The organism is Nostoc sp. CMAA1605 (assembly GCF_021596505.1).
Taxonomy (GTDB): domain Bacteria; phylum Cyanobacteriota; class Cyanobacteriia; order Cyanobacteriales; family Nostocaceae; genus Trichormus.
Window position 1 is genome coordinate 47,454 of record NZ_PJIZ01000020.1, and the last position, 26,033, is coordinate 73,486.

General features: G+C 38.1%; 21 protein-coding genes. 13 read left to right on the forward strand and 8 right to left on the reverse strand.

Features of this window, described 5'->3' with window-relative positions; translation table 11 throughout:
- The first annotated feature begins 97 nt into the window (after positions 1-97).
- The 11 genes from CV014_RS09835 to CV014_RS09885 all read left to right on the forward strand — a co-directional run bounded on the left by CV014_RS09835 (position 98) and on the right by CV014_RS09885 (position 13,179).
- On the forward strand, positions 98-1,354 hold the full coding sequence (locus CV014_RS09835) for a class I SAM-dependent methyltransferase (RefSeq protein WP_236141851.1): 1,257 nt from the start codon (positions 98-100) through the stop codon (positions 1,352-1,354).
- Positions 1,355-1,357: 3 nt separating this feature from the next.
- Positions 1,358-2,287, forward strand: a complete 930-nt coding sequence (locus tag CV014_RS09840; protein WP_236141852.1) for an NAD-dependent epimerase/dehydratase family protein — start codon at positions 1,358-1,360, stop codon at positions 2,285-2,287.
- A gap of 9 nt (positions 2,288-2,296) precedes the next feature.
- Positions 2,297-2,866, forward strand: coding sequence for a D-sedoheptulose 7-phosphate isomerase (gmhA, locus tag CV014_RS09845; protein ID WP_236141853.1), 570 nt, complete (start codon positions 2,297-2,299; stop codon positions 2,864-2,866).
- A 56-nt stretch (positions 2,867-2,922) separates the two neighbouring features.
- Positions 2,923-3,495, forward strand: coding sequence for a D-glycero-alpha-D-manno-heptose-1,7-bisphosphate 7-phosphatase (locus CV014_RS09850; protein WP_236141854.1), 573 nt, complete (start codon positions 2,923-2,925; stop codon positions 3,493-3,495).
- Positions 3,496-3,528: 33 nt separating this feature from the next.
- Positions 3,529-4,701 carry a hypothetical protein gene (locus CV014_RS09855; RefSeq protein ID WP_236141855.1) on the forward strand — a complete coding sequence of 391 codons (1,173 nt, stop codon included), beginning with the start codon at positions 3,529-3,531 and terminating at the stop codon, positions 4,699-4,701.
- A complete protein-coding gene (locus tag CV014_RS09860) occupies positions 4,670-5,842 on the forward strand; it encodes a glycosyltransferase family 4 protein (RefSeq protein ID WP_236141884.1) in 1,173 nt (390 codons plus the stop codon). The genes CV014_RS09855 and CV014_RS09860 overlap by 32 nt, the downstream gene beginning before the upstream one ends.
- Positions 5,843-6,379: 537 nt before the next feature.
- Positions 6,380-7,570: a class I SAM-dependent methyltransferase gene (locus tag CV014_RS09865; RefSeq protein WP_236141856.1), complete on the forward strand. Its 1,191-nt coding sequence runs from the start codon at positions 6,380-6,382 to the stop codon at positions 7,568-7,570.
- Between the two features lie 28 nt (positions 7,571-7,598).
- The gene (locus CV014_RS09870) at positions 7,599-10,145 is read left to right on the forward strand and encodes a glycosyltransferase (protein WP_236141857.1); all 2,547 of its coding nucleotides are present in this window, start codon (positions 7,599-7,601) and stop codon (positions 10,143-10,145) included.
- A gap of 205 nt (positions 10,146-10,350) precedes the next feature.
- Positions 10,351-11,538, forward strand: coding sequence for a glycosyltransferase family 4 protein (locus tag CV014_RS09875; RefSeq protein WP_236141858.1), 1,188 nt, complete (start codon positions 10,351-10,353; stop codon positions 11,536-11,538).
- Between the two features lie 95 nt (positions 11,539-11,633).
- Positions 11,634-12,728, forward strand: coding sequence for a glycosyltransferase family 4 protein (locus CV014_RS09880; RefSeq protein ID WP_236141859.1), 1,095 nt, complete (start codon positions 11,634-11,636; stop codon positions 12,726-12,728).
- Between the two features lie 55 nt (positions 12,729-12,783).
- Positions 12,784-13,179: a hypothetical protein gene (locus tag CV014_RS09885; RefSeq protein ID WP_236141860.1), complete on the forward strand. Its 396-nt coding sequence runs from the start codon at positions 12,784-12,786 to the stop codon at positions 13,177-13,179.
- A gap of 569 nt (positions 13,180-13,748) precedes the next feature.
- On the opposite strand, the gene pyk is transcribed toward CV014_RS09885, so the two are convergent.
- Positions 13,749-15,518: a pyruvate kinase gene (pyk, locus tag CV014_RS09890; protein ID WP_236141861.1), complete on the reverse strand. Its 1,770-nt coding sequence runs from the start codon at positions 15,516-15,518 to the stop codon at positions 13,749-13,751.
- A 546-nt stretch (positions 15,519-16,064) separates the two neighbouring features.
- Here pyk and crtR point away from each other — a divergent pair.
- A complete protein-coding gene (crtR, locus tag CV014_RS09895; protein WP_236141862.1) occupies positions 16,065-16,955 on the forward strand; it encodes a beta-carotene hydroxylase in 891 nt (296 codons plus the stop codon).
- A gap of 176 nt (positions 16,956-17,131) precedes the next feature.
- Here crtR and CV014_RS09900 read toward each other — a convergent pair whose 3' ends face one another.
- The gene (locus tag CV014_RS09900; RefSeq protein WP_236141863.1) at positions 17,132-17,629 is read right to left on the reverse strand and encodes a hypothetical protein; all 498 of its coding nucleotides are present in this window, start codon (positions 17,627-17,629) and stop codon (positions 17,132-17,134) included.
- 246 nt (positions 17,630-17,875) lie between these two features.
- Here CV014_RS09900 and CV014_RS09905 point away from each other — a divergent pair, with 246 nt between their 5' ends.
- Complete coding sequence (locus CV014_RS09905; protein ID WP_236141864.1) at positions 17,876-19,567, forward strand: NAD-binding protein; 1,692 nt, start codon at positions 17,876-17,878, stop codon at positions 19,565-19,567.
- A gap of 310 nt (positions 19,568-19,877) precedes the next feature.
- Here CV014_RS09905 and CV014_RS09910 read toward each other — a convergent pair whose 3' ends face one another.
- From CV014_RS09910 to CV014_RS09935, 6 genes are all read right to left on the reverse strand, one after another.
- A complete protein-coding gene (locus tag CV014_RS09910) occupies positions 19,878-20,291 on the reverse strand; it encodes a heavy metal-responsive transcriptional regulator (RefSeq protein ID WP_236141865.1) in 414 nt (137 codons plus the stop codon).
- Positions 20,292-20,381: 90 nt separating this feature from the next.
- Positions 20,382-20,735, reverse strand: coding sequence for a hypothetical protein (locus tag CV014_RS09915; protein ID WP_236141866.1), 354 nt, complete (start codon positions 20,733-20,735; stop codon positions 20,382-20,384).
- A gap of 70 nt (positions 20,736-20,805) precedes the next feature.
- Positions 20,806-23,169: a heavy metal translocating P-type ATPase gene (locus CV014_RS09920; RefSeq protein WP_236141867.1), complete on the reverse strand. Its 2,364-nt coding sequence runs from the start codon at positions 23,167-23,169 to the stop codon at positions 20,806-20,808.
- Between the two features lie 390 nt (positions 23,170-23,559).
- Positions 23,560-24,927, reverse strand: a complete 1,368-nt coding sequence (locus CV014_RS09925; RefSeq protein WP_236141868.1) for an NAD(P)/FAD-dependent oxidoreductase — start codon at positions 24,925-24,927, stop codon at positions 23,560-23,562.
- A 31-nt stretch (positions 24,928-24,958) separates the two neighbouring features.
- Complete coding sequence (locus CV014_RS09930) at positions 24,959-25,198, reverse strand: hypothetical protein (RefSeq protein WP_103140390.1); 240 nt, start codon at positions 25,196-25,198, stop codon at positions 24,959-24,961.
- A gap of 36 nt (positions 25,199-25,234) precedes the next feature.
- Positions 25,235-25,903, reverse strand: a complete 669-nt coding sequence (locus CV014_RS09935; protein ID WP_236141869.1) for a cytochrome c oxidase subunit 3 — start codon at positions 25,901-25,903, stop codon at positions 25,235-25,237.
- Positions 25,904-26,033: the final 130 nt, after the last annotated feature.

The window sequence follows — 26,033 nt, forward strand, 5'->3', positions numbered from 1 at the left end:
TTCAGCTAATTTTTGCGTCACTTTTTAATGTAATTTGTTGAAAATTAGTGTTCATTTAATTGATTTAGTAGAAAAAATATAATTAGCATATTATTTCATGCCATCAAATAGTAGCAAAAAAATTTATGTGCAGGACAAAGGTGTATCTCTCATGCAATGCCGTGTTTGTGATTCAGTGAACTTAGAACTTGCCATTGATCTTGGCTCTCAACCGTGGTGCAATCACTTCTTGAAACCAGGAGAAATTGGTAAAGAACCTTTTTATCCTTTGCGTGTACTCTACTGTCATGATTGTGGAACGGTACAACTAGATTACACTGTGAAAAAAGAAATTATGTTTGGAGATCACACCTATTTATCAGGTGTGACTCGTTCTTTAAGTGAACATTTTAGAAATGTAGCAGAGGAAGTTGATAGCCGCTTTTTTCAGGATACTCAAAATAAGTCTGTGCTAGATATTGGTTCTAATGATGGAACTCAACTTAAGCATTTTCAAACGCTAGGTTATGAGGTTTTGGGTGTAGAGTCTTCTAAAACTACGGCGAAGATAGCTAACGAAGCTGGAGTCCCAACTTTAAACGATTTTTTTAATCTAGAAGTTGTGCAGCGATTAAACCGCAAATTTCACGTAATTAATGCGGCTGGAGTTTTCTTTCACTTGGAAGAACTGCATTCCGTAACGGAGGGAATTAGGGAAGCTTTGCGGGATGATGGGGTGTTTGTTGTGCAGTTTCTCTACATGAAACGGATTGTAGAGAATCTAGCATTTGATCAGATTTATCATGAACATTTACTGTACTACAATCTCAACACAATTGAGGTACTGTTAAACAGACATGGATTATCTATGTTTGATGCTCATATTTCACCAATTCATGGCGGTTCTATTATTGGTTTTGTAACACATAAAGGGAAAAAAGCAGCAAGCGATCGCCTGCAATTTCTCCGGCAAGCAGAAGTTAAGGAAAAAAGCAACGAACTTTCGACATATTTAGAGTTTGCCCAAAGAATTGAACAAATGAAAAGTGACAATCTTACCTACTTAGCACAAGCAAAACAGCAGGGTAAGAAAATTTTTGGTTTCGGCGCACCTGTTAAGGGTAATACTATGCTAAATTACTTTGGAGTCGGCACTAATTATATAGATTTTTTGGTAGAAAAAAATGAATTGCGACGTGGACTTTATTCCCCAGGAATGCACATTCCCATAGTCATTGAGCAAGAACTAAAAGCACTACCAGATATTTATTACGTTTTAGCTTGGAACTTTAAAAAAGAAATTCTCTCTAATAATCAACATCTCATTGATCAAGGGATAGAATTTTACTTCCCTGTGAATCCCAAAGAAGCTTAAAGTATGAAAATTTTAGTTACTGGTGCTACAGGCTTTTTAGGCACAATACTTTGCTCTCATTTAGCAGCACAAGGACATGAGTTAGTCCGCCTCAATTCTCAAAACTGTGATTTGACTCAGCAAGACTCACTATTAAAATATAATCACCAAACCTACGATCACATATACCATTTAGCAGCGTGGACTCAAGCTGGTGACTTTTGTTTGTATCATCCTGGTGAACAGTGGATTATCAACCAGCAAATTAATACTAATGTATTGGCTTGGTGGCAAAAATATCAACCGCAAGCCAAGTTGATTAGTATGGGGACTAGTTGCGCTTATGCTCCTGATTTAGACCTCATAGAAGAAAATTACCTAACAGGAATTCCAATTGATAGTTTGTTTACCTATGCAATGACTAAACGAATGCTCTACGCTGGTCAATTAGCACTGCATAAACAGTATGGTTTAAAGTATCTGTGTTTAGTCCCTTCTACCCTCTACGGGCCAGGCTACCACACCGATGGGCGACAAATGCACTTTATTTTTGACTTAATTCGTAAGATTATTCGCGGTAAACTCTATGGGGAGTCAGTGGTGCTTTGGGGAGATGGATATCAATCCCGTGAATTGGTTTTTGTGAACGATTTTGTCAAAATTATGATTCAATTAGCAACTAATGTTGATAATCAACTCATCAACATCGGTGCTGGTGAAGAGTTCACTATTAGACACTTTGCTAAATTGATTTGCGAAAAAGTAGACTATGATTTTACATCAATCCAGTTTGATACAAAACGCTATGTTGGTGCTAAGTCCAAGTGTCTAGGTGTTGACAAACTAAAACAGTATGTTCCCGATTTAACTTTAACTTCCTTAGAAGTTGGGTTGAGCAAAACTATTGCATGGTTTGGAACACAACAAGATAAACTGTTACCAAACAATAAGTGAGGAATAACTTTGGATTACTGGGTGCAAGATAAACTCAAAAGTTTAGAATCTGCCTTCACAAAAGAGTATTGTCAGGCAATAGATAAAGTAGCAAATTTAATAGTGAACAGTTTTCAGCAAGGAAACACTTTACTGATTTGTGGTAATGGTGGTTCTGCGTCTGATGCACAACATATAGCTGCTGAGTTTATTGGACGCTTTTTAATCAATCGTAAAGGATTACCTGCGATCGCACTTTCTACTAATCCAGCCACCCTCACAGCTTGGACAAACGACCACGAATTTGAAACTATCTTTTCTCGACAGGTAGAATCTTTAGGTAAGCCTGGAGACATCCTCTGGGGAATTTCCACATCTGGAAAATCTCAAAATGTAGTTAAAGCTTTAAAGATAGCTAAACAACTGGGAATTATCACAATTGGGATGGCAGGTAATAACGGTGGAATAATCAAGGAAATCAGTGACTATTCCTTATTCGTTCGTGAACACCATACTCCTTTAGTACAAGAGATTCATGTGATTACTTATCATCGAATCTGTGAACAGGTAGAACTTAAACTATTCACGCCATTAACTTAATTCGAGAACTTCATATTTCTAGCTAATTTTAACTATATTTTATTTATATAAAAAATATGTATCTTGATAATAAAAATGAGGAATTTGCTGAACCTAACAAAGCTTTGTTTCTAGATAGAGACGGAGTGTTAATAGATTATATTCCATACCTAAGCCACCCACATCAAGTTAATATTCCGTTGAATGCAGGTAAAGTTTTTAGGAAATGGCAAGACTCAGGATATTTATTAATAGTTATTACAAATCAATCCGGTATTGCCAGAGGGTATTTTACTGCAAATGATGTCGAGGAAGTTCATGCCAAAATACGCCAAGAATATAAGAAAATAGGTGTATATTTTGAAGATATCTTCATCTGTCCTCACCAACCCTCAGATAACTGTCAATGCCGTAAACCTTCACCATATATGTTGCGACAAGCTTCAGAACAGTATTTCATAGAACTTTCACATTCATATTTCATTGGTGATGCAATCAGTGATGTAGAGTGCGCCATTAATGCTGGTTGTAATCCAATTTTTTTACTAACTAATAGGACTTTAGTAGATGCTAAAAACTTAGCCCAAAAGTACCCATCTGTTTACATGATTAAAGAATTGAGTGAAACCATTAAACTCATTGAATGTTAACCTGTTGTTCAGCAGTTTATGAATCACAACAATATGGAGCAAAGTCCAATATTGATTTCTTTAATTCCTAATCTTATGGGAGGAGAGGGACACATAATTCCATATCATACTTCTGTGAGTAAAGCCGCAAAAATTTTAGGTTGGCAGCATCTGGTTATACTGCCACCAGACTTAAAATTCAGTAATTTACCAGCTAACTGGTATGCTTGCCTTAGTAGTGAAAACTTGGAAGCAAAAATTCATCCATTTATCAGAATATTGAAGTTTATAGATATTTTAAAATTCAGTCTTTCTATTGCTAAAAAACTACGACAGTATGTTTTAATTACCCCCAGACCTTCTATCATTTTTCTAGAAAGATTTATCCACGTACAACTTTTGGCATTACTGATAGCTATTTATCTAATACCTACAAATAATTTATCAGTATGGTTACTTTACCGTAGAGACATACATAAAGATAAAACCGCTTGGATTTATAAAAGTTTAAATCAAGCGATTAAGCTAAAATTAAACCCTGGAAAATTTAAAATACTAACCGATAGTGAAATTTTAGCCAATTCAATATCAAATTACTTTCAGGATTCTGTAAATGTAATGCCCATACCACACACAGAATTTATTGATATTGAAGATACCCGTAACCAAGATGATGAAATAGTTTGTTGGTGGGCTGGCACTCCCCGGTTAGAAAAGGGATGGGAAATAGTTAAATCCTTAGTTAATTGTACTACTGATGGAGCAGATAAAATATGTGTTGTTGCTGCCCAAAGTTCTCAACTCATATCTAATACTGGTGGTGTTAGAATTAACCTGATTGCAGATAGTTTGAGTAACTTAGAATATTTGGAATGGCTTAAAAAATCGGACATTATGTTACTGCCATATGATGCGAATGCTTATAAAGAACGCACATCTGGTATTTTTACAGAATGTATCATGGCGGGTAAAATTCCCGTTGTCACTGCTGGAACTTGGATGGCAAAAGAACTTTCAAAATATCAGGCTCAGGAATTGATTATAGATGATTGGAGTCAACCCAAAATGATTACCAATAAAATTCTTCAATTTGCTAACTCTGTAGAATTGAAAGCGAAAATTACAGAAATTCAGAAAAGTTATCGAAAATTCCATACTGTTGAGAGTTATGCTGTGGAAATAAAGAAATTATTTGATGCCTCAGATCATGCTGAAGATATCAATTGATGCAACACCTTTAACATCTCAACCCAGTGGTATCGGATTATATGTTTATAATTTGATTAATTCGCTAGATTCACTCCAAAAAAATGAAAACTTTGAACTGAGAGTAGTACGTCAAACTAGATTAAAAAATTGGTTACAGTTTAAATTAAATGAACCAAACTTTCGTAGTTTAAATACTCCCATCCATACGTTACCCATTCCAGTTAGTATTACTAATATACTATCAAAAATTCCTAATCCAATTCTTCCTTATTACGAAGGATGCTTTGGTTTATCTGATATTGTTCACGGCACAGATTATTTTGTATATCCTTGTGCTAAAAGCATTAATTTCATGACGATTTGTGACTTAACATTTATTAAATACCCCTATTTTGCTAGTCAAATAGTTAAAACATATACAAATCGTATTAAGCAATGTCTCAAATGGACTGATGCAATTATTACAATCTCAGAAACTTCTAAACAAGATATTATTCAATATTTAAATATTAAACCAGAAAAAATTTTTGTAACACCTTTAGCTAGTCGCTATAATTCTGATTATTTTGAGCAAAAAAATATTCTAAATTTGTTAGGGCAGCAGGTTATTTACGATTTTTCTAAACCGTATCTACTGTTTGTGAGTACCATAGAGCCAAGAAAAAATATCAACACTATAATTACCGCATTTAATATACTAAAACAGCAGCATAAAATCGAGCATCACTTAATCATGATTGGCAAGAAGGGGTGGATTTATGAACCCATATTTGCAGCTATTGCAAGTTCTCCTTGGAAAGATGAAATACATCATCTTGATTACTTATCTGATGAATTAGTGGCATTATTTTACTCAAAAGCAGATGTTTTCGTATATCCATCTCACTATGAAGGATTTGGTTTACCTGTTTTGGAGGCAATGACTTTAGGCGCACCGGTTGTCAGCTCTAATACCTCCTCTATTCCAGAAGTAGCGGGAGATGCTGCTATTTTGATTGATCCTGAAGACCCTATGCAACTAGCTGAAAGTATATTAAAAGTAATTAGCGATCGCCAGTTGCGAAAAGATTTAATTGCTAGAGGTAAGGCTAGAGCAAAGTTATTTTCTTGGGAACGAACAGCAAAAGCCACATTAAATGCTTATAGAACAATTATTTGATCTGTTCAGACTCTTGATCTTAACCGTAAAACCTGCCATATCCGTCCAACACCCTTTATAGCAAAATTAATATAGCAAAAGCAACTTTTTTACATAATAGTCCCGTATTTGCGATCGCCGATAATCAACCTAGACAAACCCAAGAGTATTATCTTAGTTGACTTTTTTGCATTGGTATGATTAAAAATTTAATAATTCCTGACAAATCATTTCTAGGAATTAACCGACAAGTTAACTGGTAGTGCAGATTTCATACATGACAATACCTTGAAGCAAGACTTCATAAATTTTGCTGATATTGAGTTTGACAGTAAGAAATATACTTGTAGTCGTAGTCTCATGCTGCAATGTACTCTCTAATACTGTAGAATGCGCCTTATAGACTGAACTGTTTGTAGTGTTTGGTGCTACGGATGACGTTTCAATTCAAAAAAGTTTAACTTGGCTAGAAGTACCTCGCTACTGTGAGTTACTGTAAGTATTGATCATACAAAATCTCAAAGTTTTTAAATAAAAATTTCATAACAGGAAATAATCATGGATTACGCAAAGGTACTAGAACGAATGAAAGAAGTTTATTGGCAATCATCAAGAACTGATAATCCCAAAAATCAGCACAACTCACAAACAGCCATAGACACAGGAGCATTAAATGACAATCTGGACATAAAAACAAATAAAAACTACATACAAATCAACAGTAACTACTCAGTGGAAATAGATGGTAACTACTTACTATTTTTTAATGATATCTACACCAACATATTCAGTAAAATTCTCAAGAAAATACTTAAGAAAATAGCATGGCCAATTTTAAAAAGACAGGTTTATTTTAATTCTGTAATTAGGCAAGTTATATATAATTTAATACATAAAAATCATGAGCAATCTTTAATGACTGGAGAATTAAATGACAAGATAGTTGAACTAGAAAAAAAAATAGACCAATTATCTCAACTTCAACAGGGAATAGGAAAAACATCTATTGAAATGCAAGCTGATAATATTATTACTAATAACTTTGCCTCTACAGAAGAAGCCAAAATAAAAAGTGGATTGTGGTTTAACGAACCAATAATTGTTGGCTATCGCGAAACCGGAGAAGCTTTTTGGGCTGGTACTAACGAAAGAATATTGGAGAGAGTTTTTGTATTACAATCTCTATCTCGGCTATATGATTCTAATGAAGTCAAAATTTTAGATGTTGGCTCTGCTGAAAGTTTAATTTCTTATGAGTTAGCTACGCTTAATTACTCTGTGACAGCAATTGATATTCGTCCTACAGCTTTATTTCATCCTAATTTGCAATTTATTAAAAGCGATATATGTAAACCCGTAATTCCACCAGCTAGCTTTGATTGTGTAATTGCTTTGTCTACTCTCGAACATATCGGCTTAGGATGGTATGGAGATGAACAAGGAGAAAGTTATGATATAGAGGCTGTTAAACAAATTAACTTACTTTTAAAACCCGAAGGTAAATTTATTCTCACAGTTCCCTATGGTAAAAAGGCTGTAACACCAGTACATCGCATTTACGATAAAGCATCACTCCAAACATTAACTCAAGACTTTACCGTAATGCAAACATCTTACGGATTACGCAAGGATGACTTCACTTGGGTGATCACCGAAAATGAGTTAGAAGCTTCAGTCCAAGAACATAATCCGGAGAATTACCTTCCTGGCGCAGTCGCTATGTTGGTATGTAAAAAAAATAAGTTTTGATTTTTTTGAAAGTGGGAATTAATAAACAATGAAAGTAGCAATTGATATTCAAGCTTTACAAACAAAAGATTCACGAAATAGAGGAATTGGACGTTATACACAATCAGTTCTCGAATCTTTATTCAATCAACACAATTCTCCTATTTTTGAACTATATGCTAACGCTACACTGTCAGAACCATCTTTAAACAGGAATTTGTTTCCTTATAATTCTATCAACTATCCATATATTGGTAGCTGCAAGACGAATGATTTATTGTTAAAAACAACTTTAACATCATCAGACGCTGATATTGTATTGATCCCTAGTCCTATGGAGGGATTGGAATGTACGATACCTAACTATACCAATTTTTCCAAAAAAATATTTGTAATTTGTTATGATTTAATTCCATTTATATTTTCAGATAGATATTTGAATGATGAAAATGTACGATCTCTGTATATGAAGAGATTAAAAAATGTACAGAATGCAGATTTCATATTTTCAATTTCTGAATCGACTCGACAGGATTTAATCAAACATTTAAATATAGAACCTGATAAGGTTTTAAATGTTTCAGGCGGAGTTTCTTCATTCTTTACACCAATCTCAATTAGTGAACACTCGTCTTGGTTGAAAACTTTCGGTCATCAGTTTGGTATTCACAAAAAGTTCATTCTTTACACAGGCGGTGAAGATTGGCGTAAGAATATTGAAGGACTCGTTACCGCATTTTCTAAACTGCCCAAGCATCTCCGTGAAGACTATCAACTAGTAATTGCTTGTAAAGTTTCCAATTTATTCGCCACAGAAATTAGGAATTTAGCAGCAAGAGTAAAAATTTCCCAATCACTAATTTTAACTAATTACATTACAGACGAAGAATTAAGAGCCTTGTATTCAACCTGCTCTTTATTTGTATTTCCTTCCTTTTATGAAGGATTTGGCTTACCATTACTTGAAGCTATTTCCTGTGGCGCGCCTGCAATCGCTAGTAACAATTCATCTTTACCGGAGATTGTAGGGTCTTCTGAGCAACTGTTTGATCCTCACTCACCCCATGATATTGCTAGGAGTATGCAAACAGTTCTTTTAAATGAAGAATTTAGACTCAAAATAACAGAAAATGCTCTTTACCAAGCAGCACAGTTTTCTTGGCAGTCAGTTGCTCAAAAAATGCTTGATGTTTTCCAAGAGCATCAGCCGTTAAATAGGATCAGCATTTGTTTTAATCGAATCAAAACATCTGAGCAAAAGCCGCAAATAGCTTTTTTCAGTCCTTTTCCACCAGCTAAATCTGGTATTGCAGATTACAGTCAAGACTTAGTTCCTTCTTTACAGCAGTATTGTAACCTCGATTTGTATGAGGATGGTTATTTATTGGAGGCTGATGTAGTTAATCGAATACTTCCTCATACAAAGTTTGAAGCAAAATTAGAGTCTCAGGGATATGAAGGAATTATTTATCAAATAGGTAATAGCAGTTACCATTGTAATATGTTTTCTAAATTAATGAGGTATTCCGGTATTAGTGTTTTACATGACTATTACTTGGGAGGACTCATCAACTATATGGATACTCAATGCCCAGAACTTGGGGTAAAACTATCTCAAGAATTAGAACACTGTTATGGAACAGATAAAGGGACAGAATTATTTAAATTAATTAAACGAGGAAAATTAAATATCCATAAAAAATTACCAGAAGAAAAAATATATCTAAATAGGCGAGTTTTCACTCGCTCTATAGGTGTAGTTTTACATAGTAAATGGGCTTGTAATCGTGCAATTAAAGAGTTTGAAGATGATAATCACAATATAATTCACATACCGCAATTAGTTCCTGAATTTGTATGTAATGAAGAATCGTTTACCCTAGAGTCTCAGTCATTAGGGATTCCTGATGATAGCTTCATAGTCGCTGCATTTGGATTTATTAGCTCGACAAAACGTCCTTTAGAAATCCTCCATGCTTTTAAGAAATATATAACTAATCAACCGAAAGCATATTTAGTTTTTGTAGGCGGTACTGATTATGTTGGTTCAATCAATATTGAGCGCGAAATTGAGAAACTAGGACTAGGAAATCAAGTCAAAATTACTGGCTACGTTAGTATGTCAGATTTTTATAGATATATAGAGATATCAGATATTTGCCTTAATTTAAGATATCCATTTAATGGTGAAAGTTCTGCTTCGCTTTTAAGAATTCTGTCTGTTGGTAAGCCTACAGTTGTTACAGATATCGGTTCATTTGCCGATTTTCCTGATAATGTAGTGCATAAAATTCCTCAACCCCATCACAGCGATGAAGTGAATGAAATAGTCAAAGCATTAATTTTACTCACAGAAAATGAGGAATATAGACATTCTTTGAGTCACAATTCATCGGAATATATAGCTAAAGAACATTCGCCAGAAAGATGCGCTCGTTTATATTCTGATTTTATTCAGCAAGTTATCAAATCACCCCAAGCAAAACAAAAATTGTTGACAGATTATGTAGGGCGAGAATTAGCTAAACTGGATACATCTATATCTAACTCAGTATTGGCTTACTTTGTTAAAAATATCAGTGCTAACGATACGTAAAAACAGGAGACAGAGATAGAGAATGAGTCCATGTTTCCCGTTAAACCAAAAATACAACCTTCGTTCACCTTCCTAGTTATAGAAAACTTAACTATATTAATTATCAATGAGAATATTCATAGATTGTACTCATACTGCCAAAAATAGGTATAAAAATACAGGAATACATAGGGTAGTTCGTGAACTGACGACTGAGTTAACTGAGTTGAATCAGAACTATCAGAAGATAGAAATCATTCCTGTCATGTTTGATGGCAGATTTATACAAAGGGTTGATTTTCTACAGCAACCAAGCCAGATTTCGTCTAGAAATAGTGGTTTATTACAATTATTAATCAATAACCAAGTAAGAACATTTCTGCTGAGACTAAAAAATAAGTTTGTCAGCTATTTTTCAGTAATATTATTCTATTTTTACTGGAATTACCAAAAATATAAACAACCTGGATTTCTAGAGTTTGATAGTAAAACAATATTACCAGGAGACATTTATGTAATAGCTGATGCCAACTGGGATTTACCTAAAACATACTATAATTTCTTAGAAATATTGAAACATTATGGTGTTAATATTACGATAATCTGCTATGATTTAATACCTATAAAATTTCCTGTCTTTTGCTCTAGAAAATTTGCTACACATTTTACAAGTTTTTATAAAAGCTATTCCAATTTGTTTGACCACGTTTTATGTATATCTAGAAATAGTGCGGAGGACTATAGAGATGCACAAAGACAAGGCATACTTGCTAGTAATAATCCCAATTTAAAGATTGAAGTTTTTCGCTTGGGATGTAACTATTCTAATCATGACGAACCAAAAGATAGTAATCAAGTTAATCAATTCCAACATTTATTAAAAACCCGCTATATATTAGTCGTTGGTAGTATATTGCCACACAAAAATATTAAAACCATAATAGAAGCATTTGATTTATTAATTAACTCGAAGCAAGAAGAAATACATTTAGTATTTGCTGGGAATAAAGGATGGAATACAGAGGTTGATAATTTAATTGAATCTCATAAAATGTACGATAAACTTATACATATATTAGGTTCTGTAACTGATTTTGAACTAAATATTTTATACAAGAACTGTTATTGTTTAGTCCAAGCTTCTTTTTATGAAGGATTTGGATTACCAGTTGTAGAAGCACTACAAAATGGTAAACCTGTGATTGCTAGTAACACTGGTTCTTTGCCTGAAGTTGGTGGAAGGTTTTGTATATATTTTAACCCGCACGACCATGTAGAATTATACAGAGAGTTAGAAAAATTAATGAATTCGGATAGTTACTATAATCAATTAGTTACTCGTATTAGGGAAGAATATCAAATATTTACATGGCGAGAATCTGCGGAAGAATTTTTATCTCATTTATTGACTTAAATATTCAATTAGAGCTTGCTGGAGACTACTAAAATCGTATCAAATACAAAAGTCATGAAAAGTTAAACTGTCAATTTATTAGTAAAGATGTTTTAATGAATATAGAAAATGATTTTTTATCCAGTAGATTAATTATTAACTTATCTATCCTTTTATCTCAACCTACAGGGATAAGTAACTATGCTCAAAATATTGTTCCTTATTTAAAACAGCTTAACCCTACTTTATTAACAGCTAATAGTTATCCTGAATTTAAATGCTATTCTGTACCCAATAATTTAACGCCTGCTCATGGTACTAAAGGACATTTTCGCCGCTTAATGTGGACACAATCCCAGTTACCAAAAATTTATCAAGAGTTAAAGTCTCATCTTTTATTCTCGCCTCTACCAGAAGCACCTATTTATAGCAACTGTCGGTTTGTTGTGATGTCTCATGACTTAATACCGTTGCGTTTTCCCAGGCGTTTTTCACCCTTGACACCCTATCACCGCTATTACGTTCCGCAGGTTCTCAAACAGGCGCAACATATTGTTTGTAACTCGCAAGCTACATCTGGTGATATTGTCAACTTTTACCAAGTTCCAGCTAGTAAAATTACCTCTATTCCCTTAGCGTACGATCGCACCCATTTTCGTAGTCTCAATCTACCAACTAGCCACTACTTTCTCTACATCGGTAGACAAGACCTTTACAAAAATCTACATCGCCTTATCACCGCCTTTGCTGCGCTACCCCACCATCACGACTATGAACTATGGCTAGCAGGCCCAACTGACAAGCGTTACACGCCACTGCTACAAAAGCAAACAGCAGAATTAGGGATAAATCATCGTGTCAAGTTCTTGAGTTATGTAGCTTACGATGAATTACCTACCATTATTAATCAAGCGATCGCACTTGTGTTTCCCAGTCTGTGGGAAGGTTTTGGTTTCCCGGTTCTAGAAGCAATGGCTTGCGGTACACCAGTAATTACATCAAATTTGTCATCTTTACCAGAAGTAGCTGGTGATGCAGCTATCTTAATTAATCCCTACAACACCGCCGAAATTACCGACGCAATGCAGATGCTAGCTAATGATATTCAATTGCGATCGCAACTTTCAACCCAAGGTTTAGTTCAAGCCAATCAATTTAGTTGGGAAAAAACCGGACTTGCTACTGTTGAAGTATTATCTCGTTATCTATAAATTGGTTGCCGATGAGTGCAGTAAAATTAAATGTGTAGATACTCAAATCTAATCAATGAATACATCAATAGCTCTGCCTAGTGGCAAAATCTTAAATATTTCCCGTTTTGTGGCTCTGCTTCCACCTAGTAATACTGATGATAGTAGTTATCAGTTGATATTAGAGGGATACTCTACCCCCATTGACTTAGAATTATCAGATGTTGAAGTCTTAAAAAATAATTTGGAATTAAAGGAAAACACAATAGTCAATCGACATCACTCAGGATGGGATAAAGAAAAGCAATTGCAGAAAAACCAACGAGCTATGGAACTCTTAGCCAAATGTATTGAACAGCATAAACATATGTCTGATGCTGAATCATCACAGCGACAAGAATTTTTTGAAGAATTCAAAAAAATAGTTGATGCAGAAAGACCAGAAGGACAGAAGTTATATTCAGAATCATGATAGTTTTTATAGATTCAGATGCACGTATTCAAGGTATCCCGACGGCAGATAACAAAAAGATATTGATATTATTATTTGTAGACACTGGCAAATGTTAGAAGAAGAATTTCCTGCTCGTTATATTGTCATTGCTACTACAAATGTCAAACATTTAAGCCGATTTAGCGAAGCTAAAACCTGGAGAGATATTACAATTAATTAAATTATTCAAAAATAATCCAAAAAAATGAAGATGAGTTTTTAACAAAATTGAAAACTCATCTTCATCGTTAGGTTTATTAATAGACTTCTTGCATAAATACTTTGGTGTGGCTAATAATAATATTTAAAAGCTCACGCAAAGGCGAGGCAGCGCAGTCTTGGGGGTTTCCCCCATGAGCGACTGCCGTGCAAAGGCGCAAAGAAGAACGCAGAAGGATAACTCTTGAATTTATGTATTCGGAGTCTTCAATTATTAGTGCAAGAGGTCTAATATACCAATATTTATCAAGTAATTCAAAATCCAAGATTCATTTTGAATTTTGAATTTTGAATTTTGTAGCTTGCTTCCCGTAGGGTATTTTGAATTGTTACGGTGTTCCCACTGCACCAGAGTAAATTAAACCCCGTTGTAAATCCATCGTGAGAATTGCCCCATCCCGAATTACTTCAGTGGCTTTCTTAACACCTACAATTACAGGTACACCTAGACGTAAACCAATTACGGCTGCGTGACTAGTCAAACTTTCATCTTCGGTGATGATTCCCCCGGCTTTACGAATCGCATCTACATACTCAGCACCAGTGTGAGAAGCAACTAAAATATCGCCGGGGTTAAAGTTGGTAGCATCCAAACCTGTGTGAGCTACCCTAGCACGACCACTAATTGAACCTTGTCCCAGTCCAATACCTTGACCGAGTATGGCTGTCACGACTTCAACTTTAATCAAGTCTGTCGAGCCGGAAACCCCTTGGAGTGTACCCGCAGTCATGACGACCAAATCACCCTCAAATAGTAATTTATTTTCCTGCGCTACGTTAATCGCCGCTTGGAAGGTTTGACCGGCGGAAGGTAATTCTAAGACTAACAGTGGTTTCACTCCCCAGACCATCTGTAGCTGTCGAGCTACGTTGACGTGGGGTGTCACGGCTAAAATTGGTGTGTGGGGACGGAATTTTGAGACGTTGCGAGCTGTCGCCCCAGTCTGAGTTAAAGTCATAATCGCTGCTGCTCCCAACTGTTCAGCAATTTGCCCTACAGCTTGGCTAATGGCGTTGGGGATGGAACGGCGGTTATCTCTGAGTTGTCGTAATTTAGCACTATTATCTTCTTCCTGTTCGATGCGTTCTGCAATTCGCGCCATTGTCGCCACAGCTTCCACAGGGTAGCTACCCACAGCCGTTTCGTTAGAGAGCATCACTGCATCTGTACCGTCTAAAATCGCGTTGGCTACGTCGGAAACTTCTGCGCGGGTAGGACGGGGGTTACTCACCATGCTGTCTAGCATTTGGGTAGCGGTGATGATGGGAATCCCCAAACGGTTGGCTGTCGCAATGAGGCGTTTTTGCAATACGGGGACATCTTCGGCTGGTAGTTCTACCCCTAAGTCGCCTCTAGCCACCATTACACCGTCACATAAAGCAAGAACGGCTTCCATTTGTTCTATCGCTTCATGCTTTTCGATCTTGGCTACTACAGGTACTTGCTTGCCGGTGCTGGAAATCAGTTCTTTAATTTCGATGATATCTTGGGGGTTACGGACGAAAGACAATGCTACCCAATCTACACCTTGGTCTAGACCGAACATCAAATCCTCGCGGTCTTTGTCGGTCATGGCTTTGATGGAAAGGTAAACCCCAGGGAAGTTGACACCTTTATTGTTAGATAATTTACCAGCGACCGTCACCCGACAATGCAAATCGCCCTTATCACGCTTGATATCCTCCACTACCATTTCTACCCGACCATCATCGAGGAGGATTTTTGCACCCACGGGGACTTCATCTGCTAGGTATTCGTAGGTGACACAGCTAATTTCTTGAGTACCGACTACTGGGCGATTTGTTAAAGTGAAGCGATCGCCTTTAGCTAAAACTATAGACCCATTCTCAAATTTTCCCAAGCGAATTTTTGGCCCTTGCAAATCTTGGAGAATTGCTACTGGCTGATTTAGTTCAAAGGCGGTTTGCCGAATTAGGCGGATACTGCGCTGATGGTCGGCATGAGAGCCGTGGGAGAAGTTAAGCCGTAGCGTGGTTGCACCCGCTTCAATAATTGCCTTTAGCATTTCCGGGCTGCTGGTGGCGGGGCCTATTGTCGCGACAATTTTTGTTCGGCGTACAGAATCTCTTAATTGCATAGGGGCTGATACTAGGGAGCTATTTAGTGAGTCATAGTTGAGGAGTGCTGAGTTGAAAGTGCTGGGTGCTGAGTTAAAAGGCCGTCCACAAAAAATGGGGTATTAACCAACTCAGGGTAGTAAGACTCCACCGATGGGCGGGACATTTACCAAGTGCGAAATTACTGAGTAATTCGTACTTTACTCAACACCGGCTAAACGCCGCGTTACCGCTAACAGGACTCAGCACTGAGTAAGGTGAGTTGAGGGTAATTTGATGGTCAGTTATTGCACCAGAAGTAGCAAAACTGTATCACAGAGTACATATCGTACAACAATCTGTGTTCCATCCTCTCTCAACCAGAGATTTTTACATCAAGCTTATTCGTTATGTGGATAGCACACCCTCATCAGCAAAGACTGATTGTCTTGCTGGAATCATAGCGTCATTTATCTACATGATCGTCAAGATGTAGATAAATCTTGCTATACAAAAGCTTATAAAACTTTATTATTCACTAATCTTTGTCGTATATTCGTAATGATTCGATCAAAAAGGAGATACTAATGCTCACATTGGAGGCACAACAGCCTTTAAAAGTCCCACCCAAGGAATTTTTAACGCCTCCTGGTGATTTTAATCCCACGATGCTGTTATTTTTCGCATCTGTGGGGATGTTGGTATTTTCCAACTTAGGCTATTGGCTTTGGCAATGGCCGCATTGGGTGTGTTTTTGCATTAACACCCTAGCTTTACATTGTGCGGGGACAGTGATTCATGATGCTTGTCATCAATCTGCTCACCGCAACCGGATAATTAATGCCATGTTAGGTCATGGTAGTGCCTTGATATTAGCCTTTGCCTTTCCTGTATTTACGCGAGTACATTTACAGCATCACGCCCATGTCAATCATCCCAAAGATGATCCTGACCATTACGTCTCTACAGGCGGGCCACTTTGGTTAATTGCTGTCAGGTTTTTGTATCATGAAGTCTTTTTCTTTCAACGTCAACTATGGCGCAAATATGAATTACTAGAGTGGTTTATTAGCCGCTTGATTGTGGTATCAATTGTCTATATTTCCGTGCAGTACCACTTTTTAGGCTACATTCTCAACTTCTGGTTTATCCCAGCGTTTATTGTAGGGATAGCACTAGGGTTATTTTTTGATTATCTGCCTCATCGTCCTTTTGCGGAGCGCGATCGCTGGAAAAATGCCCGTGTCTATCCTGGTAAACTGCTTAACATCCTGATTCTCGGTCAAAATTATCATCTCATCCATCATTTGTGGCCTTCTATCCCCTGGTATAACTATCAGCCTGCTTATTATGTAATGAAGCCACTGTTAGATGAAAAAGGTTGTTATCAAACTTCAGGACTATTGCAGAAAAAAGATTTCTTTGAATTTGTTTATGACATCTTTTTAGGAATTAGATTTCATCGGCACGAAGAATAGATTTTTTACAACCACAAGCTTGCAGATAAATTCAAGGTTTGTAGTGTACCCCTGCGGGGAAGCAAGCTACGCGCAAGCGTCTCGTAGAGAGGACTTTAGTCCTCTAATAAGGACTGAAGTCCTTACTACAAACCGTATTGTAGTATTTTTGTACTGCTGAATTTATATGCCCAATTTTAGTCGGCGATCGCCCAACGTACATAAGGACGAGAAGCCGCAACAGTTTTATACACAATCAGCTTTCCTGGTGGATTAATCTTCCGTAAATCTACTCGAAAATAGGCTTTTTTGTTTTTAAATTCTACATTATAAAATACATATTCTTCTGAGATGGTTTTGCCAACACAATTGGCATATTGACTATTTAAATTTGACACAAATTCTACAAAATACTGATTAGTTGATGGGGCTAATTTTGTTGTATCTGCAAACAATCTGGTATCTACCACTACCGTATGTTCTGCTCCCCCTTCATAGGGAAGAATTATCCACCATAATCCGACTGTTTTGGGGCAATTTCCACTAGTGCGTTGTACATTTAACTGTACATTAGGAGTAGATAAAGGTGCTTGCGCTGGCTGTGACTGTGCAGATTTTGTAGTAGCAATTGTTCCTACAACAACAAATGCGCCAAAAATTCCCCTAAGAATTCCGATTTGATCCAACTTTTTCATAAACTTAATTTTTAAATTTACAATTACAATAAATTTCAGCTAAATCAGATACAAAATTGTAGAATAAATTTAATAGAAACTGTTACCTAGTCTCTATTAAATAATGTAAAGGAATGACAGAAATAAAAGTGCCATCTTGTGACAAATTATCGTGTTTTCAGTTACAGTTATTCCCTCCTCATGTAAGCAACAATGTTGATTAATCAATAGCAATGCAGCCCTTAACGTAAATTACGCTGCTGTTACATGAAACCTAGAATTATTGTTTGCGGCTTAGGACGAACAGGATATAAAATCTTTCGTCTGCTGAGACAACAGGGGGCGTTTGTCGTTGGTATTCATCACAAACCCATCCCAGGTGAAGCAGCAGGCGATGTGATTATCGGTAATTTATGTGCGGCTGCTACTCTCACAGCAGCAGGAATTAAAGAGGCGCACACCTTAGTCATCACAGGTTCAGAAGATGAACTAAATTTGTCAGTGATGATGCAAGCACGGGTGTTAAACCCTGGTATTCGCATTATTAATCGCCTATACAATCTTAATTTGGGTGAACGTCTGGATCAAACATTATCAGACCACTTGAGTATGAGTGTGGTGAGTTTAGCTGCACCATTATTCACCTTTGCCGCTTTGGGAAATCAAGCGATTGGACAAATTAAGTTATATGAACAAACTTGGCCAATTCAAGAAGAATATATTGATGAACATCATCCTTGGTTGGGTCGTCAATTGAGTGATTTGTGGGAAGACCCTACACGGATGCCAATTTATTACTTACCCCTAGAAGGGGAAATGAATTTGGTTTCGGCGGTACTATCGGGACAAAAGTTAAATATTGGCGATCGCTTAATTGTCGGTATCCAACCCCGCGTTCGTCAAATCCGTCGTTCTTTAATTAAAAAACTCCTGAAAGTTTTCACGAGTCTACGCCAGTTTCAACAACATGGACAGTCGGTTGTCGCCGGTGCGATCGTGCTTTTGGCGGTAATTTTGACAGCCACATTCACCTATATGTCTACAGAACTGAGTTTATCTGTAGTGGATGCGCTTTATTTCTCTGTCGGGATGATTACAGGCGCAGGCGGTAATGACCAAGTTGTGGAAAATGCCCCCAATAGTGTGAAAGTGTTTACTGTGGTGATGATGCTAGTGGGAGCGATCGTCATTGGTATCTGGTACGCCATGTTAACCGATTTTGTCTTGGGTAATCGCTTCAAGCAATTTTGGGATGTGGCGCGTGTTCCCTTACGACATCACTATATTGTCTGCGGTTTAAGTGGCATTGGCAATCGTATTGTGCAGCAACTCCACAACAGTGGTCATGAAGTTGTAGTTATTGAAACTGACTCCAATAACAGATATATTAACTCCGTCCGGGGCTTGGGTATCCCTGTAATTCAAGGTGACGCGAGTTTCCGCACCATCTTGCAAACGAGCAATGTCCATTCTGCGGCGGCGGTATTAACCGTCACTAATAACGACGCGACAAATCTAGAAATTGCCCTGAAAGCTAAGGGTTTAGCACCAAAAATCCCCGTGATTGTCCACTATGCTGACCCTGATTTTGCGGGGATGGCAAAACAGGTATTTGACTTTGAAGCCGTACTTAGTTCCGCAGAATTAGCAGCACCCGCATTTGCAGCTGCGGCTTTAGGTGGCCGCATTTTAGGTAATGGCATCACCGCCGATAAACTCTGGGTAGCCTTTGCAACTTTAATTACACCCTCACACCCTTTTTGTAGCAACTTAGTCAAAGAAGCCGCTATGTCTGCGAACTTTGTCCCTTTGTATATAGAAAGCAACGGTCAAAGAATTCAAGGTTGGGATTTACTGACTACTTATCTCCAAGAAGGTGATATTTTATATTTGACTATGCCAGCTAGTCGTTTATATCTTTTATGGCGCAATGAGCGAGTCTGTGGTAATCAAGTTTAGGGACTAAAAAATACACTATCACTGTGTAGGCAGGGAGCAGGGGGAAAAAGAACGATGTCTGATCTCGGAAATTGGATAATTTATTTTCTGGAAGTCCCTTAACACTCCGAATATATAGCCCTTCTTACCCGAATGAAGTACAAACAACAATAATTAAACACAGATGAACACAGATAAACGCAGATAAGTTTGTAACTCAGCAGACTAGGAAACGCTATATAAATTCAAGAGTTATCTTTCTGCTTTCTTCTTTGCGCCTTTGCGCCTTTGCGTGAGCTGTTAAATAGTATTATTAGCAACACCAAAGTATTTATTCACTTTCAATAATTGGACATATAACTGAAGGATCATGATCAGATTTGATTTCCCAACCAGAGAGTAATCCTGATAATTCTTGTCTCAAAATCAGCAATTGCCGAATTTGCTCATCAATAGCTTTTACCTTATCTTCCAATTTCACTTTTATATGGTCACAAGGTAATTGCCCACCATCATAAACATCTAAAAATTCTTTGATTTCTGACAAACTTAACCCTAAGCTTTGAGCGCGTTTAATGAAGTGCAATCTCTCCAAAACGTCAGAGTTAAATAATCTAAATCCACCTTCCGTTCTGCCTGATGATTTGAGTAGACCCAGTTCTTCATAGTAGCGGATGGTTTTAATTGGTACACCGCTTTCCTTGGCAACTACACCAATTTGTTTGGCTTCTGCTTGAGTTAACATACTGATCTAAACTCTCAGCAAGATGATGATTACTGGCTTTATAATAAACTCTCCATTAAACTGGAGAGTCAAGCGTCAAAAGAATTGCGTTCAAATGTCAGTCTGACCAGTTTTCCTGCTTGTAATAAAATTTTGATTTGGTTCATATCCTTCATCAAGGATGATGCTGACTTCCTGAATCTTCCCATCTGTTATAACTGCTTTGTTTGACTTGGGTTTACTCAGCAAAAACCACCAAATTTCTAAGCTTATTAATCCCAATCCGCCAAGGGTAACGGCTAATTTGTTCCCTAACGGTTGTTCAAGACGTTGAAATTGATTAGCTGGGACTGTTGTAGATGAGTGTATCGAATGTTGTGTTTGGGCGATCGCTTCTTGTGATGTCATACCCCACAAAATCCCCAAACTGGCTATACTACCGATGAGTGTTGTTTTGTTGACCATTGCAAAATCTCCTGTTCATTTAGGGGTGTAAGGGTGTAAGGGTGTAAGGGTATTGCTCAAAAGTGCTGATTTAGTTGTGAATCCCTTTAACTTGGAAGTTACGTAAACGCAGCGCATTCGTTACTACAGAAACTGAACTAAAAGCCATTGCTGCACCGGCGATGATGGGATTGAGCAACCAACCCCAAATCGGGAAAAGAATACCGGCAGCGATAGGAATACCGACAATATTGTAGATAAAAGCAAAAAAGAGATTTTGGCGAATATTGCCAATGGTGGCGCGACTGAGTTGAATAGCTGTAACTATACCTTGTAAATCGGCCGAAATTAAAGTAATATCGCTTGCTGCGATCGCCACATCTGTACCAGTCCCAATGGCAATTCCTACATCAGCTTGAGCTAGTGCGGGTGCATCATTAATCCCATCCCCAACCATCGCGACAATTTGGGATTTGGGATTTGGGATTTGGGATTTTAAAGAAAATCTGCTCCCTTGTACCTTTGCACCTCTACTTCCCTGCTTTTGGACTTGCAAAGATTGAATTACCGCCGCCTTCTGCTCAGGACGGACTTCTGCTAAAACTTTGGTAATACCAACTTCACGAGCAATACTTTCGGCGGTGCGGCGGTTATCACCTGTGAGCATGACAACCTCTAAACCCAGTTTTTGCAATGCTTTTACCGCTTGGCTGGAAGTAGGTTTAATGGCATCAGCAATCCCCATCAAGGCTTTAATTTCACCGTCAACGGCTAACCACACGGCGGTTTTACCTAGATATTCTAAGCGTTCTTTGTCTGATTGCAAAGTTTGAGTATCAATACCCAATTCTGACATCCAGCGTTGTGTACCAATCTGCACTAGATGGTTAGTAACAATACCTTGCACACCACTACCAGCGATAGCCATGAAGTGGCTTGCCGAAGGCATCGCTTCAAAATCTCTCACATCTGCTAAGGTAACTTCTTGAGATTCGGCATATCTGACAACTGCTTCTGCTAACGGGTGTTCTGAATTGCGTTCTACTGAGGCGGCTAGTTGTATGAGTGCGATTTCGTTACTATTAGCCGTACCGTCAACTGTGAGAAAATCTGTAACTGTCGGTTTACCTTGAGTAATAGTGCCGGTTTTATCTAAAACAATAGTTTGAATTTGGTGGGCTAATTCCAGACTTTCAGCCCCTTTAATTAAAATACCGTTTTCTGCACCTTTACCTGTTCCTACCATGACTGAGGTTGGTGTGGCTAAACCTAAAGCGCAGGGACAAGCGATAATTAACACCCCAACTGTGGTAATCAATGCCAAAGAGACATTGCCCATCATGTTGTACCAAATAATAAAGGTAAGAATAGCGATCGCCAAAACCACCGGCACAAACAAGCCTGTAACTTGGTCTGCTAATCTTTGAATGGGAGCTTTCGAGCCTTGAGCCTGCTGCACTAGTTGAACAATCTGCGCTAGTAGGGTATCTTTCCCGACTCTGGTAGCGCGAAACTTGAAACTTCCCGTTTTGTTGATGGTTGCACCGATGACTTCATCCCCTGGTTGCTTTTTCACAGGAATACTTTCCCCAGTCACCATCGCTTCATCTACTGTGGATGTTCCTTCCACTACTTCCCCATCAACGGGAATTTTTTCCCCAGGACGCACCAACACTACATCCCCAATTTCTACTTCCTCAATCGGTACATCAATTTCTCGTCCGTTGCGAATCAATCTTGCGGTTTTCGCTTGTAACCCTATCAGCTTGCGAATAGCTTCTGAAGTTTGACCTTTGGCGCGATTTTCTAAGAGTCGTCCCAGTAGAATTAAAGTAATCACAATCGACGCAGTTTCATAATATACATCTGGCGTTAATCCTTGGGCAATAAAAAAGCCTGGAAACAAGGTAGCAAATAGGGAATAAAAATATGCTGCACTCGTACCTAATGCTATTAAAGTGTCCATTGTGGCGGTATGATTTTTGCCAGCTTTCCACGTATTGATGTAGAAGGAATAACCACACCAGAACTGTACAGGAGTGGTGAGGACTAATTGCAGCCACGGGTTATGCAACCATGAGGGAATCAAGGGCAGATTGAAGCCTGTCATCATTGGTAGTGAGCCAATCACTAAAACTGCACTAATAATCCCCCCTACCGTCAACTTTCGCTGCAAATCACGGGATTCTTGCTGACGATATCTTTTTTCTTCGTCATCCTCTCCTGTCATCAGATTTTGTTCTTGCAGGGGAGAGGCAGAATAACCTGCTGCATCCACTGCCTTGAGGATGGTGATTAAATCAGTTTTTCTAGAGTCATAATCAACTGTTGCCTGTTCTGCCGCAAAATTCACACTACACTCATTTACACCAGGGACAGAATTGATAGCATCTTCAATATTGTTAGCACAGGCAGCGCAACCCATCCCACGCAGTTTTAGTCTGGCCTTTTCCATTTGCAGACTCCAATTTTCTCATCAAATTCAAGACTGATTTCATCTTGAACCCTCCAGTGAACTAGAGTGTCAAGAAGGGGAGAGAAAATTGGCAGGGGGCAGGGGTGCAGGGAGCAGGGGGAGCAGAATCCAATGATGACATTTGCTCTGACTGATTGAATAATTTATCTGCTTCAAAACAACTGTCTTTCCCCCTACTCCCTTACCATCGCTGTAAACTCTCTCCCTTGCACCCTGCCCCCCTGCGAATCTTAATATGCAAATTAAAAGTACAACAGCTTACACCATTTCACGAAAAATCTGATACAGATGTAAACCCTGAAAGTTTTGCTGCATCTAAGTTTTTTAATTGCGAATTGCGAATTGCGAATTGCGAATTAGTATTACTACCTATTTCTCTTTATCTTCATCGCCCAACATCTTTAATAATTTCCTCGCCACTAAAATTCCTACAACTCCTGCACTAGCTAATTCCACCGCTTGCACCACCTTTTTACCGACATCGCCAGGTACAAGATGATGATGAAAGATTTCTTCATCTAGCCATTCAGTTGCAGCTTTAAAGTCGTGAATGGGAGTTGGTAATAGCGTTAAATATGTACCTTGACGAATTAAATGTGCGGTTTCACCAGTGACTTCAAAAACATTGAATAGATTGGCAGCAGCATCATTTACCCCTAATTTTAAGAGAGTCCCCCGAATATTTACTTTAGCTGGTTGGGGGTCATCTCCGAGAGCGATCGCTTTTAAGTTGCGCGCAATATTCACCCCCTGTTGATAAGCAACTTGGGCTGTCGGTGGTAGGGAAGTATTCTGAACGGCTGCACAGTCACCACCAGCAAATACTTCTGGAAAATCGAGCAACTGCATCGTGGGAGTTACTAGCAAACGACCATGATGATCTCGATGTTCTGGCGGAATCGGTAAATCTTGAATTAAGGGATGGGTAGAAGTGCCAGCCGTCCAAATTGTAGTGGCTGTTGGTACAGTTTTAACTACATCAGTGTGTTTATATTCAATAGCATGAGGGTAAACAGCAGTGGCTTCTGCTCCCCTAAGTATTTCAATTTTTACAGCCCGTTTTTGTAATTCCTGTTCAGCAATTTGTCGCAGTAAATCATTGATATCACCCTCAAGAATTTCCTGCCCATGATTGAGGAGAATCACACGAATTTCTGTTGCGTTACCTCCTAAAGCCGCGTACCAATTGGGCAGAAAATCAGCTAAGGTTGCAGCCATTTCTATACCGCTAGGGCCGCCACCTACTACAACTACTGTTAATAGTTTTTGACGTTGTTCTCTATCTTCAGTTTGCAACGCTGTATGTAAACAGCGACGTAAATGCTTGTCAAGTGCGATCGCATCTGCTTGTGTCCAGAAAGAAAAAGCATTTTCCTTCGCACCTGTAACGTGATGATAACCAGTAACACGACCTAAAGCTAATACTAAATTGCTGTATTGGTAGGAATTTTCCGAAACTAATTTTACTCGCCTTTGATGTAGGTCTATTGACTTTACTGTATCTTGAACAAAAATTACACCACTACCTTGAAGTAATTCCGCAAACTTCGGTACTACTTGAAAACTATCCATTTCACCATCAAAATATTCATAAAGTAATGGCTTAAAACAAAAACGCTCATTTTGATCAATCAAGATTACAGAACGGGGATAGGATTCATGAGCCAAATGTAATGCTGTAAATAATCCGGTGAAACCACCACCGACAATCACAGTTTGATAAACTGGGCTGTTCATAAAAATTATCTTGTTACTGTTGACTGTTGACCTAAATAAATAAAAATAAAGCAATCAGAATAGCACTTAAAACAAAAGCGAAAACAATAGCGTATTCAACTCTACGGCTTAAAAAGCCTACAGCAGCAATTAAGGCGATCGCTAGCCCCAAAATACCGATGTACTGCTCTTTTTGTAACCCACGCGCAATCAATTTATCTTGATTTATGCCTGGTGCTGGGGTTTCTGTGATTGCCCGTCTATCTGGTAATTCCTGCACGAATAAATTCATCATCTTACTCCTAAAATTATTTTTAATTGTGAAGATTTAATCCCGCCATAGATAGAGAATTGAGAATAAAAATACCCAAACTATATCCACAAAATGCCAAAATAAAGTTGCGGCACTGACACCAAAATAACCTTGATGATAATTACCAGGAAGAAAAGAACGAACCAGCATAGTAACCAGGAGAATTACACCAGCAAGAACGTGCAAACTGTGGAAACCTGTTAGTAAATAGAATGTAGAACCTACTAATCCTGTGCTGAGTCCAAAGTCTAATTTGCTCCACTCAATGCCTTGACCAATTAAGAAATAACTTCCCATGCCAATTGTCAGCAACCAAAGCCAACGGAATTGATTCAATTTGCTATGTTGGAGAGCATTTTCTGCTGATTGCACCATCAAACTGCTAGAAAGTAAAACCACCGTATTGATCAGCACTAGCGTAGATAATTGCGGTCCTGAGATTCCAGGTGGTAGCCAATGTTGTGAGTGGGTTAATCGCAAAGCAACATAAGTGAAAATAAAACTCAAAAAAATGATACTTTCTGACAGGAGAAATACAATAAATCCAAAAATAGCCTTACCATGATGGTCTTCAGCATTACCACCACCACTAGGTAAAAACCGCTTCAGCCAAGAAGGTAAATATTTTCGCCACCGTTCAAAACGGATAGGACTTTCATCTATATAAATAGTGCGCCGATTCATAATTTTAATTGCGTAAAGCCTGCGGCATAGCTGCGCTTAGAGCGTAGCGGGACGTTAGTCCATTGCGTTAGCGGAGCGGGGCGGGAGCATCGTTGCGAATTGCGAATTGCGAATTGCGAACTGCGAATTG